The organism is Pseudomonas sp. YuFO8 (assembly GCF_035065025.1).
Taxonomy (GTDB): Bacteria; Pseudomonadota; Gammaproteobacteria; order Pseudomonadales; family Pseudomonadaceae; genus Aquipseudomonas; species Aquipseudomonas putida_AE.
This window is the reverse complement of sequence record NZ_JAXDEQ010000005.1, coordinates 1-17,256: the sequence shown is the minus strand read 5'-3', so window position 1 is coordinate 17,256 and position 17,256 is coordinate 1. Positions and strand designations below refer to the sequence as shown.

The window sequence follows — 17,256 nt, the reverse complement described above, 5'->3', positions numbered from 1 at the left end:
ATAAAACAAAGGAAACGCCCATGAGCGCCAGCACCTCTGCAACTTTGCGTCATGACTGGTCTTTGGCCGAAGTCAAAGCACTCTTCGTTCAGCCATTCAATGACCTGTTGTTCCAGGCGCAGACGGTGCACCGCGCGCATTTCGACGCCAACCGCGTCCAGGTATCGACCCTGCTGTCGATCAAGACCGGTGCCTGCCCGGAAGATTGCAAATATTGTCCGCAGTCCGGTCACTACAACACCGGCCTGGAAAAAGAAAAGCTGATGGAAGTGCAGAAGGTCCTCGAAGAGGCTGCGCGTGCCAAGGCCATCGGTTCGACCCGTTTCTGCATGGGCGCGGCGTGGAAACATCCATCGGCCAAAGACATGCCTTACGTGCTGAAAATGGTCGAAGGCGTCAAAGCCCTTGGTCTGGAAACCTGCATGACCCTCGGTCGCCTCGATCAGGACCAGACCGAAGCGCTGGCCAAGGCCGGCCTCGATTACTACAACCACAACCTCGACACCTCGCCTGAGTTCTACGGCAGCATCATCACCACCCGCACCTACAGCGAGCGCCTGCAAACCCTGGCCTACGTACGTGAGTCGGGGATGAAGATCTGCTCCGGCGGCATCCTCGGCATGGGCGAGTCCCTCGATGACCGCGCCAACCTGCTGATCCAGCTGGCCAACCTGCCGGAGCATCCGGAGTCTGTGCCGATCAACATGCTGGTGAAAGTCGCCGGTACGCCGCTGGAAAATGCCGACGACGTCGATCCGTTCGACTTCATCCGCATGCTCGCGGTCGCGCGGATCCTGATGCCAAAATCCCACGTGCGCCTGTCCGCTGGCCGCGAAGCCATGAACGAGCAGATGCAGGCCCTCGCGTTCTTTGCCGGCGCCAACTCGATTTTCTACGGCGAAAAACTGCTGACCACTGCCAACCCACAGGCCGACAAGGACATGCAACTGTTCGGGCGTTTGGGGATCCTGCCGGAAGCCCGCGAAGAACACGCCGACGAAGTGCATCAGGCTGCCATCGAACAGGCGCTGGTGGAGCAGAAGAGCAGCGAGCAGTTCTATAACGCGGCTGTTTGACCTCCGATCCTTCTGAAGAAATGCAAACCTGTGGGAGCCAGCCTGCTGGCGATGGTGTCAGGTCAATCGACATCAATGTTGAGTGACAGTCCGTCATCGCCAGCAGGCTGGCTCCCACAGGGGATCGTGCAACTTTTGCACTCTGCGATCTGACACCGAGGCCTGCATGTCTTTCGATCTCGCCGCACGCCTGGCTGCCCGTCGTGCTGAAAACCTCTACCGCCAACGTCCATTGCTGCAAAGCCCGCAGGGCCCGCAAGTAGTGGTCGACGGCCAGCCATTGCTGGCGTTCTGTAACAACGATTACCTGGGCCTGGCCAATCACCCGCAAGTGATCGAAGCCTGGCGCGCCGGGGCTGCGAAGTGGGGCGTGGGTGGCGGGGCTTCGCATCTGGTCATCGGCCACAGCACCCCGCATCACGCCCTGGAAGAAGCCTTGGCCGACCTCACCGGTCGCCCGCGTGCCCTGCTGTTCACCACCGGCTACATGGCCAACCTCGGTGCGGTCACGGCGCTGGTGGGGCAGGGCGATACGGTGCTCGAAGACCGGCTCAATCACGCTTCGTTGCTGGATGCGGGGCTGTTGTCTGGCGCACGTTTCAATCGCTATCTGCACAACGACTCCACGAGCCTGGCCAAGCGCCTGGAAAAAGCCACCGGCAATACGCTGGTCGTCACCGACGGGGTGTTCAGCATGGACGGCGACATTGCCGATCTGCCAGCGCTGGCCCGGGAAACCAGGGCCAAGGGTGCATGGCTGATGGTCGATGACGCGCACGGTTTCGGTCCCCTGGGGGCCCAGGGTGGCGGCAGCGTCGAGCATTTCGGCCTGAGCCAGGAAGACGTGCCGGTATTGGTCGGCACGCTCGGCAAGGCGTTCGGAACGGCGGGTGCTTTTGTCGCCGGCAGCGAAGAGTTGATCGAGAGCCTGATCCAGTTCGCCCGCCCCTACATCTACACCACCAGCCAACCCCCGGCCCTGGCCTGCGCGACCCTCAAAAGCCTGGAACTGCTGCGCAGCGAGCATTGGCGTCGCGAGCATTTGCAGGCGCTGATTCGCCAGTTCCGCCAAGGCGCCGAGCAGATCGGCCTGGAGCTGATGGACAGCTTCACGCCTATCCAGCCGATCATGATCGGTGACGCCGGGCGCGCGGTGCGTTTGTCGCAGATGCTGCGCGAACGCGGATTGATGGTAAGCGCCATCCGCCCGCCAACCGTGCCGGCTGGCAGCGCCCGACTGCGCGTGACCCTGACCGCTTCCCATAGCGAGGCGCAAGTGCAGCTATTGTTAGAGGGACTGGCCGATTGTCATGAACGACTGGGACCGGAGCCTGGCCATGCGTGATCGACTGATTCTGCTGCCCGGCTGGGGTCTCGGGATTTCGCCGCTGGAGCCATTGGCCGCTGCCTTGCAGGGGCTGGACGAACATCTGCGCGTGGAAATCGAGCCGCTGCCAGAGCTCGACTCTACCCATCTCGAACATTGGCTCGATGAACTCGACGCCAGCGTGCCACAGGACGCCTGGCTAGGTGGATGGTCGCTGGGAGGCATGCTTGCGTCCGAGTTGGCGGCGCGTCGTGGCGACCGTTGCTGTGGCCTGCTGACACTGGCGAGCAACCCTTGTTTTGTCAGCCATGAACAATGGCCAACCGCAATGCCCGGGGAAACCTTCGATGCCTTCCTGGCGGGTTGCGCTACCGATCCGCGCACGACGTTGAAGCGCTTTTCACTGCTCTGTGCCCAAGGTGCCGAAGACCCGCGCGGCTTGTCGAGGCTGTTGCTCGGGGGCGCGCCACACTCCTCGCCGGCGGTGCTGATGAGTGGCCTGGAGTTGCTTGCGCAACTGGACACCCGCCAGGCCCTGCAGACGTTCCGCGGTCCGCAATTGCATCTGTATGCCGGCCTCGACGGGCTGGTGCCGGCCGAAGCCGCCGAGGCGTTACTGGCGCTGCTGCCGGATGTTGAAATCGGTCTGATCGAACAGGCCGGCCACGCGTTCCTCCTGGAAAATCCCCACGGTGTGGCGGGGGCGATCCAGGCCTTTTTGCATGAGTGCGGCGATGACTGATTTATCTTTTCCCCAATTGCCCGGCGCTTTGCCCGACAAGCGCCAGGTAGCCGCGTCGTTTTCCCGTGCGGCGTCGAGCTACGACAGCGTGGCTGAGTTGCAACGTGATGTCGGCAGCCAGTTGCTCAACCGTTTGCCCCAGGCGTTCGTGCCGCAGCGCTGGCTCGACCTTGGGTGCGGCACCGGCCATTTCAGTCGTGCGCTGGGTGAGCGGTTTCCCGTCAGCCAAGGTGTGGCGCTGGACATCGCCGAAGGCATGCTCAACCACGCCCGGCCCTTGGGCGGCGCCACGCACTTCATCGCCGGCGACGCCGAGCGCATGCCGTTGCGCGATGCAACGTGCGACCTGATTTTCTCCAGCCTGGCGGTGCAGTGGTGCGCGGACTTCACTTCGGTACTCAGCGAGGCCCATCGAGTACTGAAACCCGGGGGCGTTTTCGCATTTGCTAGTCTATGTGTGGGCACGTTGTTCGAACTGCGTGACAGCTGGCGTCAGGTGGATGGCATGGTGCACGTCAACCGCTTCCGCGAGTTTGGCGTTTATCAGCAGCTGTGCGCGGCCAGCGGTTTGCGGGCGATCAGCCTGGAAAACCAGGCGCATGTGCTGCATTACCCGGACGTGCGCAGCCTGACCCATGAGCTCAAGGCCTTGGGGGCGCACAACCTGAACCCCGGGCGACCGGGGGGCTTGACCGGTCGGGCGCGGATTCTCGGCCTGGTCGAGGCTTATGAGCAGTTTCGTCAGGCCCAGGGCCTGCCGGCGACTTATCAAGTGGTGTATGCCGTTTTGGAGAAACCCTTATGAGCTCCGCGTATTTCGTCACCGGTACCGACACCGATGTCGGCAAGACCACGATTGCCGCCGGCCTGCTGTATGCCGCGCGATCAGCCGGGTTAAGCACGGCCGCGGGCAAGCCGGTGGCCTCTGGCTGCACGGTGACGCCCAAGGGCCTGCGCAATGCCGACGCGCTGGCGCTGCTGGCGGAGTGTTCGCTGCCCCTGACCTACGCTCAGGTCAATCCGCTGGCGCTGGAGCCGGCGATTGCGCCGCACCTGGCCGCGCGCGAGGCAGGCATCGCGTTGACGGTGCAATCGCTGTTGACGCCGATGCGCGAGATTCTCGACATGCAGGCCGATTTCACCCTGATCGAGGGCGCTGGCGGCTGGCGCGTGCCATTGGCGGACCAGGACAACCTGTCGGACCTGGCAATGGCGCTCAACCTGCCGGTTATCCTCGTGGTCGGTATACGCCTGGGCTGCATCAACCACGCGTTGCTGACGGCCGAGGCGATTGCCCGGGATGGTTTGCAGCTGGCGGGCTGGGTGGCGAACATCATTGATCCGAAGACCGCACGCCTGGAAGAAAACCTCGCAACCCTCGCCGAACGCCTCCCGGCGCCGTGCCTGGGACGGGTGCCGAAACTCAAGATGGTCACGGCCGAAGCGGTGGCGGAGCACCTGCAACTGGACCTGCTGGACTAAGGTATTGGCGATGGCGGCACTGTGCTATTAGTGTTTTTGACGGGCCATTTCCCGGTATGTCTGCTTCAATGGTATTGACGACTCTTTGCAAGGACGAGTTCTTCCATGGAAATTTCGGGTAATACCGCTTTTTATGCTGGCCTGAGCACTGTCCAGGCGGGGCAGAACCGTGTCGATCAAGCCGCCGGACAAATCGCCAATACAACGATCGAGCGTTCGTTGACCAGCCAATCTTCCGAAGCTCAGGCCGATCGCCTGCGTTCAGTCGACCGCAGTCAGCAGTCTGACCTCGTGAGCAGCAATATCGCCATGGCCGAAGGCAGGTTTCAGGTGGAGCTGGGCGCCAAAGTCGCCAAGGCTTCCGACGAAATGCTTGGCACCCTGATCGACACCTACGCCTGAACTCACGCTGAAAGCGCACCGTCTGACGGGTACGCTTTCAGCGTGAGTCCTGCTATCCACTATCTTTCTCACGCTGCGCGTTGCTCAGGCCAACAGCGTCAGGCCCGCGTGCGCGCTAATTGGTCGTCGGATGACGAATGGCAAAAGATCGGTGCTTGACAAGATTTGGGCGTAAACGTATGTTTCAAACAACTGTTTGATCGTTTCGACAACGGTCGCTCATTCCCGGTTACATCAGCAGAGGTTTATCGCTATGCCTGACTACAAGGCCCCCTTGCGTGATATTCGCTTCGTTCGTGACGAACTGCTCGGCTACGAGGCGCACTATCAGAGCCTTCCGGCTTGTGCAGACGCAACTCCAGACATGGTTAGCGCCATTCTTGAAGAAGGCGCCAAGTTTTGTGAGCAGGTGCTGGCTCCGCTGAACCGTGTGGGCGACATCGAAGGCTGCACCTGGAGCGAGTCCGGTGTTAAGACCCCGACTGGCTTCAAAGAGGCCTACAAGCAATTCGTCGAAGGCGGCTGGCCAAGCCTGGCCCACGACGTGGAGCACGGCGGCCAAGGCCTGCCGGAGTCCCTGGGTCTGGCGGTCAGCGAAATGGTCGGCGAAGCCAACTGGTCGTGGGGCATGTACCCGGGCCTCTCCCATGGCGCGATGAACACCATTTCCGAGCACGGCACGCCTGAGCAACAAGAGGCTTACCTGACCAAACTGGTGTCCGGCGAATGGACCGGCACCATGTGCCTGACCGAACCGCACTGCGGCACCGACCTGGGCATGCTGCGCACCAAGGCCGAGCCTCAGGCCGACGGTTCCTACAAAGTCTCCGGCACCAAGATCTTCATCTCGGCCGGTGAACACGACATGGCCGACAACATCGTCCACATCGTGCTGGCCCGCCTGCCGGATGCACCGGCTGGCACCAAAGGCATCTCGCTGTTCATCGTGCCGAAGTTCATGCCGAACGCCGATGGTTCGGTTGGCGCGCGTAACGCCGTGTCCTGTGGTTCCCTGGAACACAAGATGGGCATCCACGGCAACGCCACCTGCGTGATGAACTTCGACGCGGCCACCGGTTACCTGATCGGCCCGGCGAACAAAGGCCTGAACTGCATGTTCACCTTCATGAACACCGCACGCCTGGGTACTGCGCTGCAAGGCCTGGCCCACGCCGAAATCGGCTTCCAGGGCGGCCTGAAATACGCTCGTGATCGCCTGCAAATGCGTTCGCTGACTGGCCCGAAAGCGCCGGACAAAGCCGCTGACCCGATCATCGTGCACCCGGATGTGCGTCGCATGCTGCTGACCATGAAAGCGTTCGCCGAAGGCAACCGCGCGATGGTCTACTTCACCGCCAAGCAAGTCGACATCGTCAAGTACGGCGTGGACGAGGAAGAGAAGAAAAAAGCCGACGCACTGCTGGCGTTCATGACGCCAATTGCCAAGGCCTTCATGACCGAAGTCGGTTTCGAATCCGCCAACCACGGCGTGCAGATCTACGGCGGCCACGGCTTCATCGCCGAGTGGGGCATGGAACAGAACGTTCGCGACAGCCGTATTTCGATGCTGTACGAAGGCACCACCGGTATCCAGGCACTCGACCTGCTAGGCCGTAAAGTGCTGATGACCCAAGGCGAAGCCCTCAAAGGCTTCACCAAGATCGTCCACAAATTCTGCCAGACCAACGAAGGCAACGACGCTGTCAAAGAGTTCGTTGCACCGCTGGCTGCACTGAACAAGGAATGGGGCGAGCTGACCATGAAGGTCGGCATGGCCGCCATGAAAGATCGCGAAGAAGTCGGCGCGGCCTCCGTGGACTACCTGATGTACTCCGGTTACGCCTGCCTGGCCTACTTCTGGGCTGACATGGCGCGCCTGGCTGCCGAGAAACTGGCTGCCGGCACATCCGAAGAGGCGTTCTACACCGCCAAGCTGCAGACCGCGCGCTTCTACTTCCAGCGCATCCTGCCACGTACCCGCTCTCACGTTGCAACCATGCTGTCGGGTGCCAACAACCTGATGGACATGAAAGAAGAAGATTTCGCGCTGGGCTACTAAGTCCTAACGCGCTTCTTGAAAAGCCGCTGTTCCTTCCGGAGCAGCGGCTTTTTTGTGCCTGCGCAGGCACTGTCATGAAAATACCTCGGTAATGGGCTAAGCAAGTCCAGGTTCCTGCCGTTACAGTTATGGGCACATTGCCATCACTGATATGACGGGTCGGAGCCATACCTTTGCCGCGTTCTTCCCCTATGCGTGTAAGTCACTTTTTGCCTTCATTGCTGCTGTTGCTGGCGGGGCTCGCGGCTGCCTACATCAAGGACCTGAACGTCTTCTTCACGTCGCTGTTCCAGGTGCTTCCCACCCTGGTGCTGTTGCTTGGCGGTGCCTACTGCGCAGTCTATCGACGCCAGCGTGAACTGTTCCTGATGGTCACGGTGTACATCGCCTACTTCCTGCTCGACACCCAGACCGATTACTACCGCGACCACGGCAAGGTGCGTGAGGACGCCGCGGTGGTGTTTCATTTGTGTTGCCTGCTGTTGCCGTTGCTGTTCGGCGTGTTCGCCGCGTGGCAGGAGCGTACTCATCTGTTCCAGGACATGGTCGCCCGTTTCGCCGTGTTGCTGGCCGTGGGTAGCGTGGCCCTGGCCCTTGAGCAAAGTTATCCGCAGACGCTGCTGGTGTGGCTGGCGGAGATTCGCTGGCCTGTCTTGCACGGCGCCTGGATGAGCCTGATCCAGCTGTCCTATCCTGTGTTCATCGCCGTGTTCCTGCTGCTGACCTGGCAGTACTGGCGTCACCCAAGGCCCCTGCATGCCGCCCAGCTGGTGGGGTTGCTCGGGCTATTCTGGATGTTGCCGAAAACCTTCATCCTGCCCTTCACGCTGAACATCATGTGCAGCCAGGTGATGCTGATGATCGCCGCCGCCGTGGCCCATGAGGCCTATCAGATGGCCTTCCGTGACGAACTCACCGGGCTGCCGGGGCGCCGGGCGTTGAATGAGCGCATGCAGCGCCTGGGGCGCAACTATGTGCTGGCCATGAGTGACGTCGACCACTTCAAGAAATTCAACGACACCCACGGGCACGACGTGGGGGACCAGGTGTTGAGACTGGTCGCCAGCAAGTTGTCGAAAATCGGCGGGGGCGGTAAGGCCTATCGCTATGGCGGTGAAGAATTCGCCCTGGTGTTTGCAGGCAAGACCCTCGAAGAGTGCATGCCGCACCTGGAGGTCATTCGCGAGTCCATCGCCACCTACAACATTCATCTGCGCAATCAGGACAGCCGTCCACAGGATGACAATCAGGGCCGGCAGCGTCGCGCGGGCGCCAGTGCCTCGAGCGTGTCTGTGACGGTGAGTATCGGCGTTGCCGAACGCGTGGAGCAACGCACCCCCGAGAAAGTGCTCAAGTCCGCGGACGAGGCGCTCTACAGCGCCAAGGGCGCCGGGCGTAACTGCGTGATGGCGTTCGGGCAGAGCCGGCGGGGCGCGGTGCGCATGGACGCCGCTACGGTTGAGTGATGACGGCGCATTCAGCGTCTGGACTGTGATTGTGAAGGGCGGGTCGGCGGCAGTAGGTTTGAGTCATCTGCTGCCGGAGAAATGACCATGCCCGACTACAAGGCCCCCTTGCGCGATATGCGCTTTCTGATCGACCACGTTTTCGATTTTCACAGCAACTACGCCGCCCTCGGCGCCACCGATGCCAGCCCGGACATGATCAATGCGATCCTCGAAGAGGGCGCACGGTTCTGTGAAAACGTGCTGTCGCCGCTCAACCGTAGCGGCGACGAAGAGGGCTGCCGTTTCGACAACGGCGTGGTCACCACGCCCGCAGGCTTCAAGCAGGCTTTCGCCCAATACGTCGAGGGTGGCTGGCATGGCCTGGCGGCTGATCCGGCGTATGGCGGCCAAGGGCTGCCCAGTTCACTGGGGCTGGTCATCAGCGAAATGGTCGGTTCCAGCAACACGTCCTGGGGCATGTACCCCGGCCTGACCCACGGCGCCATGTCGGCGATCCACGCCCATGGCACTGACGAACAGAAACACACTTACCTCAGCAAACTCACCGCCGGCCAATGGACCGGCACCATGTGCCTGACCGAGGCCCATTGCGGCACTGACCTGGGCATCATCAAGACCCGCGCCGTGCCTCAAGCCGACGGCAGCTACGCGATCTCCGGCAGCAAGATCTTCATCTCCGCCGGCGAGCACGACATGAGCGCCAACATCATTCACCTGGTCCTGGCGAAACTGCCGGATGCGCCGGCCGGGACCAAAGGCATCTCGCTGTTCATCGTGCCCAAGTTCCTGCCCGATGCCGAGGGTGAAGCGGGCGAACGCAATGGCGTTTCCTGCGGCTCCATCGAGCACAAGATGGGGATCAAGGCCTCGGCCACCTGCGTGCTGAACTTCGACGGGGCCAAGGGCTTTTTGATCGGGGAAGCGAACAAGGGCCTCAACTGCATGTTCACCATGATGAACCACGCGCGGCTGGGCACTGGCATGCAGGGTTTGTGTCTGGGCGAAGCGAGTTTCCAGGGCGCGATCAAATACGCCAACGACCGTTTGCAGATGCGCGCGCTGACGGGCCCCAAGGCTCCGGAAAAAGCCGCTGACCCGATCATCGTGCATCCGGACGTGCGCCGGATGTTGCTGACCATGAAAGCCTTCAACGAAGGCAACCGCGCCCTGACTTACTTCACTGCGCAATTGCTCGACGTGGCGCACCTGAGCGCGGATGCCACGGCGCGCCAGGACGCCGAAGACCTGTTGGCCTTCCTGACACCGATCTGCAAAGCCTTCATGACCGAAACCGGGCTGGAGGTGACCAACCATGGCATGCAGGTGTTCGGTGGCCACGGTTTCATTCGTGAATGGGGCATGGAACAACTGGTTCGTGACTGCCGCATCGCCCCGATCTATGAAGGCACCAACGGCATCCAGGCGCTGGACCTGCTCGGGCGTAAAGTCCTCGGCAGCCAGGGCAAGCTCCTGCGCGGCTTCACCAAGATCGTCCACAAGTTCTGTGCGGCGAACGCCGGGCATCCGCACTTGGCCAGCTATGTGGCGCAACTCAACGCGCTCAATCAGCAGTGGGGCGAACTGACCACCCAGGTCGGCATGGCCGCGATGAAAAACCCGGATGAAGTCGGCGCCGCGTCGGTGGATTACCTGATGTACAGCGGATACATCATCCTCGGCTACTTGTGGCTGCGCATGGCGCTGGTGGCTCAGGCGCAGCTGGATTCGGGCAGCGGTGATGCCGATTATTGCCAGGGCAAGTTGGCCACCAACGAGTTTTACTTCAAGCGATTGCTGCCGCGTACTGCCGCTCATCGGGCAGCCATCGAGGCAGGCAGTGATTGCCTGATGAAGCTGCCAGCGGAAATATTCGCGCTTTAATCTTTTAAAATGAATCACAAAGGAAAGCCCGCTGAATTGCGGGCTTTTTTATGACTGAATAGTCGGTGACTAAACATTACAAAACGGTCATAGACCGACCCTATGTGTCGCAAAAGTTGTTGGGTTACACTCGGAACCAACGAAAAACACAACTCCTACGATTCACCTGTTTAGATCTTGCGAGGTTTGCCATGGCTGACTACAAAGCGCCCCTGCGCGATATGCGCTTCGTCCTCAATGAAGTATTCGAGGTCGCCAAACTCTGGGCCGAGCTGCCAGCGCTGGCCGAGACCGTTGATGCGCAAACGGTCGAAGCCATTCTCGAAGAAGCCGGCAAGGTCACCAGCAAAAGCATCGCACCCCTGAGCCGTGCCGCTGACGAAGAAGGCTGCCACTGGGCGGACGGTGCCGTCACCACGCCGGCAGGTTTCCCACAGGCTTACCAGACCTACGCTGAAGGCGGTTGGGTCGGTGTCGGTGGCGATCCGACCTACGGCGGCATGGGCATGCCCAAGGCCGTTTCGGCCCAGGTCGAAGAAATGGTCAACTCGGCCAGCCTGTCGTTCGGTCTGTACCCGATGCTGACTGCGGGTGCCTGCCTGTCGATCAACGCCCACGCCAGTGAAGAGCTGAAGGCCGCCTACCTGCCGAACATGTACGCCGGCGTCTGGGCCGGTTCCATGTGCCTGACCGAGCCGCACGCCGGCACTGATCTTGGGATCATCCGCACCAAGGCCGAGCCTCAGGCCGACGGTTCCTACAAAGTCAGCGGCACCAAGATCTTCATCACCGGCGGCGAACACGACCTGACCGAAAATATCATCCACCTGGTGTTGGCCAAACTGCCGGACGCACCGGCCGGACCGAAAGGCATTTCGCTGTTCCTGGTGCCCAAGTTCATGGTCAATGCCGACGGCAGCCTGGGCGCGCGCAATCCGGCCAACTGCGGCTCGATCGAACACAAGATGGGCATCCAGGCCTCCGCGACCTGCGTGATGAACTTCGACGAAGCCGTGGGTTACCTGGTCGGCGAGCCGAACAAGGGCCTGGCGGCGATGTTCACCATGATGAACTACGAGCGTCTGGGCGTCGGCATCCAAGGCCTGGCCACTGGCGAGCGCTCGTACCAGAACGCCGTCGAGTACGCCCGTGATCGTCTGCAGAGCCGTTCGCCAACCGGCGCGCAGAACAAGGACAAAGTGGCTGACCCGATCATCGTTCACCCGGACGTGCGTCGCATGCTGCTGACCATGAAAGCCGCGAACGAAGGCGGCCGCGCCTTCTCGACTTACGTGGCCATGCAACTGGACACCGCCAAGTTCAGCGAAGACGCCACCACCCGCAAACGCGCGGAAGACCTGGTGGCCTTGCTGACCCCGGTGGCCAAGGCGTTCCTCACCGATCTCGGTCTGGAGACCACGGTTCACGGCCAGCAGGTGTTCGGCGGCCACGGTTACATCCGCGAGTGGGGTCAGGAGCAACTGGTGCGCGATGTACGCATTACCCAGATCTACGAAGGCACCAACGGCATCCAGGCGCTGGACCTGGTCGGGCGCAAGATCGTCGGCACGGGCGGTGCGTTCTACAACCTGTTCGCCGACGAGATTCGTCACTTCACCGCCACCGCCAGTGCGGACCTGGCGGAGTTCACCAAGCCACTGAACGATGCGGTGACCACCCTCGACGAATTGACCTCTTGGCTGCTGGATCGGGCGAAAAACAACCCGAATGAAATCGGCGCGGCGTCGGTCGAGTATCTGCAAACCTTTGGTTACGTCGCTTACGCCTACATGTGGGCGTTGATGGCCAAGGCCGCCCTGGGCAAAGAAACCCAGGACGATTTCTACGCCAGCAAACTGGGCACCGCACGCTTCTATTTCGCCCGCTTGCTGCCGCGTATTCACTCGTTGAGCGCGTCGGTGAAGGCCGGTAGCGAGTCGTTGTTCCTGCTGGATGCCGGGCAATTCTGATGATGTAACCTAATGTAAGCATTCTCTTACATGACGTGCTGCTGTTCTCCCATAGTCGGAAATTGGATCCACAGCTAATCTACTTCTCATGGACGTAGCGCAGGAAGCGCAAAGTAACAACACGGACACGTAGGATTCTGCCAGGACGGCGGAGTGAAAAGGATGTCAGGGAAACAGTCTGCAAAGCCCCGCTTCGGCGGGGTTTTCTTTTGCCTCGAGAAAAGTGTTTAGCCCAGGTCATCCAGTATCGACGGGCTGTTCAAACGCTCATCCGGCCGATTGATCACCTCCTCCAGTAACGTGCGCAGCAAGGCCAGCGAGGCCTGTTGCCGTTGCACATCGCGACAGACCAACCCGACTTTCAGCGGCACCCGCGGCTCGCTCAGGGGTTTCCACAACAATTGCCGGTTGCCGTGGGTTTTCTGCGAGCGTCCGGGCAGCACCGTCGCCAACCGCGTGTGCGGCAGGCTGTCGAGAATGCCGGCCATGTTGTTCAGCTCGGCCTGTACCTGCGGGCGTCGTCCCAGGCTGGCCAGTTGCGCCTGCCAGATTTGCCGTATCTGAAATTCTTCGCCCAGCAGCAGCATCGGCAATTCGGCGGCCTGGCTCATGGAGACTTTCTTGAATTCGCGCAAAGGATGGTCGGCCGGGATGACCAGCGTCAGTTCATCTTCGTACAACATCACCCCGTGCAATCCCGGCTGGCGAGGCGGCAAGTAGCCGATGCCGATGTCCAGGGAGCCATTGAGCAGTCGTCGCTCGATTTCCAGCCCGGTCAGTTCATAGATCTGCACCACCAGATGGGGCTGCGCCTTGCGCACCCGCTCGAGCATTTGTGGCACCAGGCTGGTGTGGACGGTTTGCAGCACACCTATGGCCAGGGTGCGCAGCGCATGCCCCTTGAAGTTGCCCAGTGCTTCCCGTGCCCGTTGCAAGCCATCGAGCAAGGGCAGGGCATGGTTGTACAGCGTATGGGCCGCCAGGGTCGGCAACAGGCGTTTGCTGCTGCGTTCGAACAGGCTCACATCCAGGGATTGTTCGAGGTGGCGGATCTGTTGGGACAGCGCCGGCTGTGAAATCGACAGGCGCTCGGCAGCCCGGCCCACATGGCCCTCTTCATACACAGCGACGAAATAACGCAGTTGCTTGAAATCCATAAGTAATGCTTATCAAAAATGCTGCTAAATCGAAATGGCTCAACGCCTTGCCTGGGCCTAGTCTAACCGCATTCACAAGGCTTACAGGGCCCCGGAACGCGATGAATATCCTTTGCTTCGATGGCATTTGCATAGGTAACGCAAAAAACCTTCTGCGAGGGTTGAACCCATGAATCTGTTCAGCCTGCGTCGGCAATCGCCCAGTCTCGATGATTTGCTGGCGGACCATTGCGCCCCGTCCAGGGACGACAATCTTTGCAGCGAGTACCTGATGCCCAGTGTCGATCGTCCCAAGCAGGTGTTTGTCCGTGGCCAGGGTTCCTGGTTGTGGGACAGCGAGGACCGTGCGTACCTGGATTTCTCCCAGGGCGGCGGCGCCAACAGCCTCGGCCACAGCCCCAAGGCACTGGTCAGTGCCATTACCGCGCAGGCGCAAGCGCTGATCAATCCCGGTTTCGGCTTGCATAACCGCGGCATGCTCAATCTCGCCCAGCGCCTGTGTGACAGCACTGGCAGCGATCAGGCGTACCTGCTCAACAGCGGCAGCGAGGCGTGCGAAGCGGCGATCAAGCTGGCGCGCAAATGGGGGCAGCGGCACCGCGGCGGCGCTTCGCGGATCATCGTGGCCAACCAGGCTTGCCATGGTCGTAGCCTGGGGACGATTTCGGCGTCGGACAGCTCGACCCTGATCAACCGTTTCGAGCCGCAGCTTCCGGGCTTCAGCCGCGTTCCCTTCAATGATCTCGCGGCGCTTCACGCGGCGGTGGATGAACGGACCGTGGCGATCATGCTCGAGCCGATCCAGAGCGAAGCCGGGGTGATTGCGGCCACTGCGCATTACCTCAAAGGGGTCGAGCGCCTGTGTCGCGAGCTGGGCATCCTGCTGATCTTCGACGAAGTGCAAACCGGTGTCGGTCGCTGTGGCAGCCTGCTGGCTGAACAGTCCTACGGCGTGCGCGCAGATATCGTCGTGCTCGGCAAAGGGCTTGGCGGTGGTGTGCCGGTGGCGGCGCTGTTGGCGCGGGGCAAGGCCTGCTGCATCGAGGCGGGCGAAATGAGTGGCACCCATCATGGCAATGCGCTGCTGACCGCGGCCGGCCTGGCGGTGCTCGACAGTGTGCAGGACAAGGGTTTTCTCGAGCATGTCGGGGAAATGGCCCAGCACCTGCGCGAAGGCCTGCAGCGATTGTCCCATCGCTACGGACATGGCGAACTGCGCGGACAAGGGCTGCTCTGGGGGCTGACCCTGTCCGACGACTCGGCCGACGCCGTGGTCAAGGCCGCGCTGTACGAAGGGCTGTTGCTCGATGCGCCGCAAGCCGATTGCCTGCGTTTCACCCCGGCGCTGACGGTGAGCAAGGCCAACATCGATGAAATGCTGCTGCGCCTGGCCCGCGCTTTCTCCCGCGTGCGCACCGCGCAGCTGCAATGTCGCAAAGGGATCGCCGTCTAGGCAGGCCCCAAGAATTCCCGAACCGTCTCGCGGTATAACGCACGCCCCACGCCTGATTCTTTTGGCGTGGGGCGTTTTTTCGTGGCAGCTGCGTCGTTCAGAAACATGACCTGGATACACTGGCCGGGCAAATCGGGCTGAACCCTGACCAACGGTACAGGTCGATTGGTTATGGGCTCGCGTGAGCCCCCTTCAATCAGGAGCTGCTCGCATGGACTTTATCCGCATCATCATCGCCATTCTGTTGCCACCCCTGGGCGTGTTTCTGCAAGTGGGCTTCGGCGGAGCGTTCTGGCTGAACATTCTGCTGACGCTGTGCGGCTACATTCCCGGGATCGTGCATGCGGTGTACATCATCGCCAAGCGCTGAGCCCTTCAATTTGCTGACGCAATAACCCGTCGATAGAACAACCATTCCTGCTCCAGCGCGTGGGCCTGGTTGGCGGCTTTGCGAAAGCCGTGGCGCTCATCCGCGTAGTAATGGGCTTCGACCAGAATGCCGTTGTGCTGCAAGGCCTCGACCATGTCGCGGGTCTGCTGCGGCACCACCACGGCATCCAGCTCGCCTTGAAAGAAGATCACCGGCACGTGAATGTTGCTGGCATGCAGTAACGGCGTGCGGGCGGCGTAACGTTCGGCATCCTGTTGCGGATCACCAATCAGCCAGTCCAGGTAATCGCCTTCGAACTTGTGCGTGGCCCGGCCCAGCGCCACAGGGTCGCTGACCCCATAAAGACTGGCGCCGGCACGAAACACCTGGTGGAACGCCAGCGCGCACAGCGCGGTGTAGCCTCCGGCGCTACCGCCGCGAATGAAGGCCTTGTCGCCGTCGATCATGCCACGATCAGCGAGATGGCTGACCACCGCGCAAGCGTCTTCGACATCCACTTCACCCCAGCTTAAATGTAAGGCCTGGCGATAGGCACGGCCGTAACCGCTGCTGCCGCGATAGTTGAGATCGGCCACGGCGAAACCGCGCTGTGCCCAGTACTGGATGCGCGGATCGAGCATCGGATAACACGCCGAAGTCGGGCCGCCATGGATGAACACCACCAGTGGCGGCCTGGCGTCGCTGGTCATGGCCGGGTAGAAAAAGCCGTGGGCTTCACTCGAGCCGCTTGGGTAGCGCAGGGTTTGTGGGCGACTGATTTGCTCGGCGGGCAGCGGTGCGATGCCGCCTGCGAGGACCTTCACCTGGCGGGTTTGGCGATCGATGGCGATCACCGCCGCGGAACTGACGGGGGACGCCGCGATGCAGTAGATGAACCGCTCATCCAGGGCAAGATGGCGGAAGCGGCTGTAGTCGCCGGTAAAGTCGTCGCACCCGGTAGCGCAAAGCCCCAGTCGGCCGAAACCGCCTTCTGTCCAGCTGGCCAGGTAGCTGCCTTTGCCCAGTGGCAGCCAGGTGCAGCCGCCCAGTTGCCAGGGCGCCGGGCCGTGGTCGGCGGCGGCGCAGGGCAACGGCTTCAGGCCATCGGCCGACTCCACCCAAGGCTGCCAGTATCCAGCGCGATCGGTCAGGCAGTACAAGTGGCCGTTACTGTCGAAGCGCGGTTGTTGCAGCGACTCCTGGGATTGGTCGCCAGCCACGCAGAAGGGGCTGGCGTAGCTGCCATCAGCCTGGCGATGGGCGACCATCAAGCGGGTCGCGGTCCACGGCTGGTCCGGGCGACTCCACTCGATCCAGGCCAGTCGTTGCCCCTCGGGACTCAAGGTCGGTGCGGCGTAAAAGTCCGCGCCTTCGGCCAGCAAATGCCGCGTGCCATCCGCCAGGTCGATCGCCACCAGGCGGTGTTCATTGCGGTTTTCCTCGACTGCCAGCACTTGGCCATTAGCGAACTGCAGATCGCCGTATCGACACAAGCCGGACGTCAGCAACTGGGGCGTCTCACCTTGCAACGATTGGCGATACAGTTGCTGATCGGCCTCATTGACGAACACCACGCCGTCACCGGTCAGGCAAAACGCGCCCCCGCCATATTCGTACACCCGACTGCGCACGCTGAACGGCGGTGGCGTCAGGCAGTGGGCCACGCCATCGCGCCAGTGCCAGATCCGGCACGCGGCATCCTCCGGGCGGTACTCGTTCCAGAACAAACCCTGGGCGCCGACCTGCAGTTCGGCAAAGTCGATACCGGCCGCGACGGCGTTGGCGGCGCTGAAGGGTTCAGCTTTTTGCGATGAGGCGTGAGTTTCGTTCATTGCGAAAGGCCAGTTGTTCAATGGTCTGGGTCGCGT

General features: G+C 61.6%; 14 protein-coding genes. 12 read left to right on the top strand and 2 right to left on the bottom strand.

The window, feature by feature from the left end:
* The first annotated feature begins 20 nt into the window (after window positions 1–20).
* The 10 genes from bioB (at window position 21) to SOP95_RS06140 (ending at window position 12,408) form a co-directional block, all read left to right on the top strand.
* A complete protein-coding gene (gene bioB, locus SOP95_RS06185; RefSeq protein ID WP_020796035.1) occupies window positions 21–1,076 on the top strand; it encodes a biotin synthase BioB in 1,056 nt (351 codons plus the stop codon).
* 166 nt (window positions 1,077–1,242) lie between these two features.
* The gene (gene bioF / locus SOP95_RS06180; protein WP_274075535.1) at window positions 1,243–2,421 is read left to right on the top strand and encodes an 8-amino-7-oxononanoate synthase; all 1,179 of its coding nucleotides are present in this window, start codon (window positions 1,243–1,245) and stop codon (window positions 2,419–2,421) included.
* Window positions 2,414–3,145, top strand: a complete 732-nt coding sequence (locus SOP95_RS06175; RefSeq protein ID WP_323606566.1) for an alpha/beta fold hydrolase — start codon at window positions 2,414–2,416, stop codon at window positions 3,143–3,145. Before bioF ends, SOP95_RS06175 begins: the two co-directional genes overlap by 8 nt.
* Window positions 3,138–3,950 (top strand): malonyl-ACP O-methyltransferase BioC, encoded by an 813-nt coding sequence (gene bioC / locus SOP95_RS06170; protein ID WP_274075533.1) that lies wholly within the window; start codon window positions 3,138–3,140, stop codon window positions 3,948–3,950. The genes SOP95_RS06175 and bioC overlap by 8 nt, the downstream gene beginning before the upstream one ends.
* Window positions 3,947–4,627, top strand: a complete 681-nt coding sequence (bioD, locus tag SOP95_RS06165) for a dethiobiotin synthase (protein ID WP_274075532.1) — start codon at window positions 3,947–3,949, stop codon at window positions 4,625–4,627. Before bioC ends, bioD begins: the two co-directional genes overlap by 4 nt.
* A 105-nt stretch (window positions 4,628–4,732) precedes the next feature.
* Complete coding sequence (locus SOP95_RS06160; protein WP_274075531.1) at window positions 4,733–5,029, top strand: pyrroloquinoline quinone biosynthesis protein PqqE; 297 nt, start codon at window positions 4,733–4,735, stop codon at window positions 5,027–5,029.
* A gap of 253 nt (window positions 5,030–5,282) precedes the next feature.
* Complete coding sequence (locus SOP95_RS06155) at window positions 5,283–7,088, top strand: phenylacyl-CoA dehydrogenase (RefSeq protein ID WP_323606565.1); 1,806 nt, start codon at window positions 5,283–5,285, stop codon at window positions 7,086–7,088.
* A gap of 173 nt (window positions 7,089–7,261) precedes the next feature.
* Window positions 7,262–8,554 (top strand): GGDEF domain-containing protein, encoded by a 1,293-nt coding sequence (locus SOP95_RS06150; protein ID WP_323606564.1) that lies wholly within the window; start codon window positions 7,262–7,264, stop codon window positions 8,552–8,554.
* Between the two features lie 87 nt (window positions 8,555–8,641).
* Entirely contained in the window at window positions 8,642–10,438 is a 1,797-nt protein-coding gene (locus tag SOP95_RS06145) for an acyl-CoA dehydrogenase C-terminal domain-containing protein (RefSeq protein ID WP_323606563.1), read from the top strand.
* Between the two features lie 191 nt (window positions 10,439–10,629).
* Window positions 10,630–12,408, top strand: a complete 1,779-nt coding sequence (locus SOP95_RS06140) for an acyl-CoA dehydrogenase C-terminal domain-containing protein (RefSeq protein WP_323606562.1) — start codon at window positions 10,630–10,632, stop codon at window positions 12,406–12,408.
* 227 nt (window positions 12,409–12,635) lie between these two features.
* On the opposite strand, the gene SOP95_RS06135 is transcribed toward SOP95_RS06140, so the two are convergent.
* Window positions 12,636–13,565 carry a LysR family transcriptional regulator gene (locus tag SOP95_RS06135; protein WP_274075526.1) on the bottom strand — a complete coding sequence of 310 codons (930 nt, stop codon included), beginning with the start codon at window positions 13,563–13,565 and terminating at the stop codon, window positions 12,636–12,638.
* A gap of 169 nt (window positions 13,566–13,734) precedes the next feature.
* Between SOP95_RS06135 and SOP95_RS06130 the strand changes: the two genes are divergently transcribed.
* Window positions 13,735–15,018, top strand: a complete 1,284-nt coding sequence (locus SOP95_RS06130) for an aspartate aminotransferase family protein (RefSeq protein WP_323606561.1) — start codon at window positions 13,735–13,737, stop codon at window positions 15,016–15,018.
* A gap of 211 nt (window positions 15,019–15,229) precedes the next feature.
* Window positions 15,230–15,388 carry a YqaE/Pmp3 family membrane protein gene (locus tag SOP95_RS06125; RefSeq protein WP_003228885.1) on the top strand — a complete coding sequence of 53 codons (159 nt, stop codon included), beginning with the start codon at window positions 15,230–15,232 and terminating at the stop codon, window positions 15,386–15,388.
* Between the two features lie 5 nt (window positions 15,389–15,393).
* On the opposite strand, the gene SOP95_RS06120 is transcribed toward SOP95_RS06125, so the two are convergent.
* Window positions 15,394–17,151 (bottom strand): S9 family peptidase, encoded by a 1,758-nt coding sequence (locus tag SOP95_RS06120; protein ID WP_442967726.1) that lies wholly within the window; start codon window positions 17,149–17,151, stop codon window positions 15,394–15,396.
* Window positions 17,152–17,256: the final 105 nt, after the last annotated feature.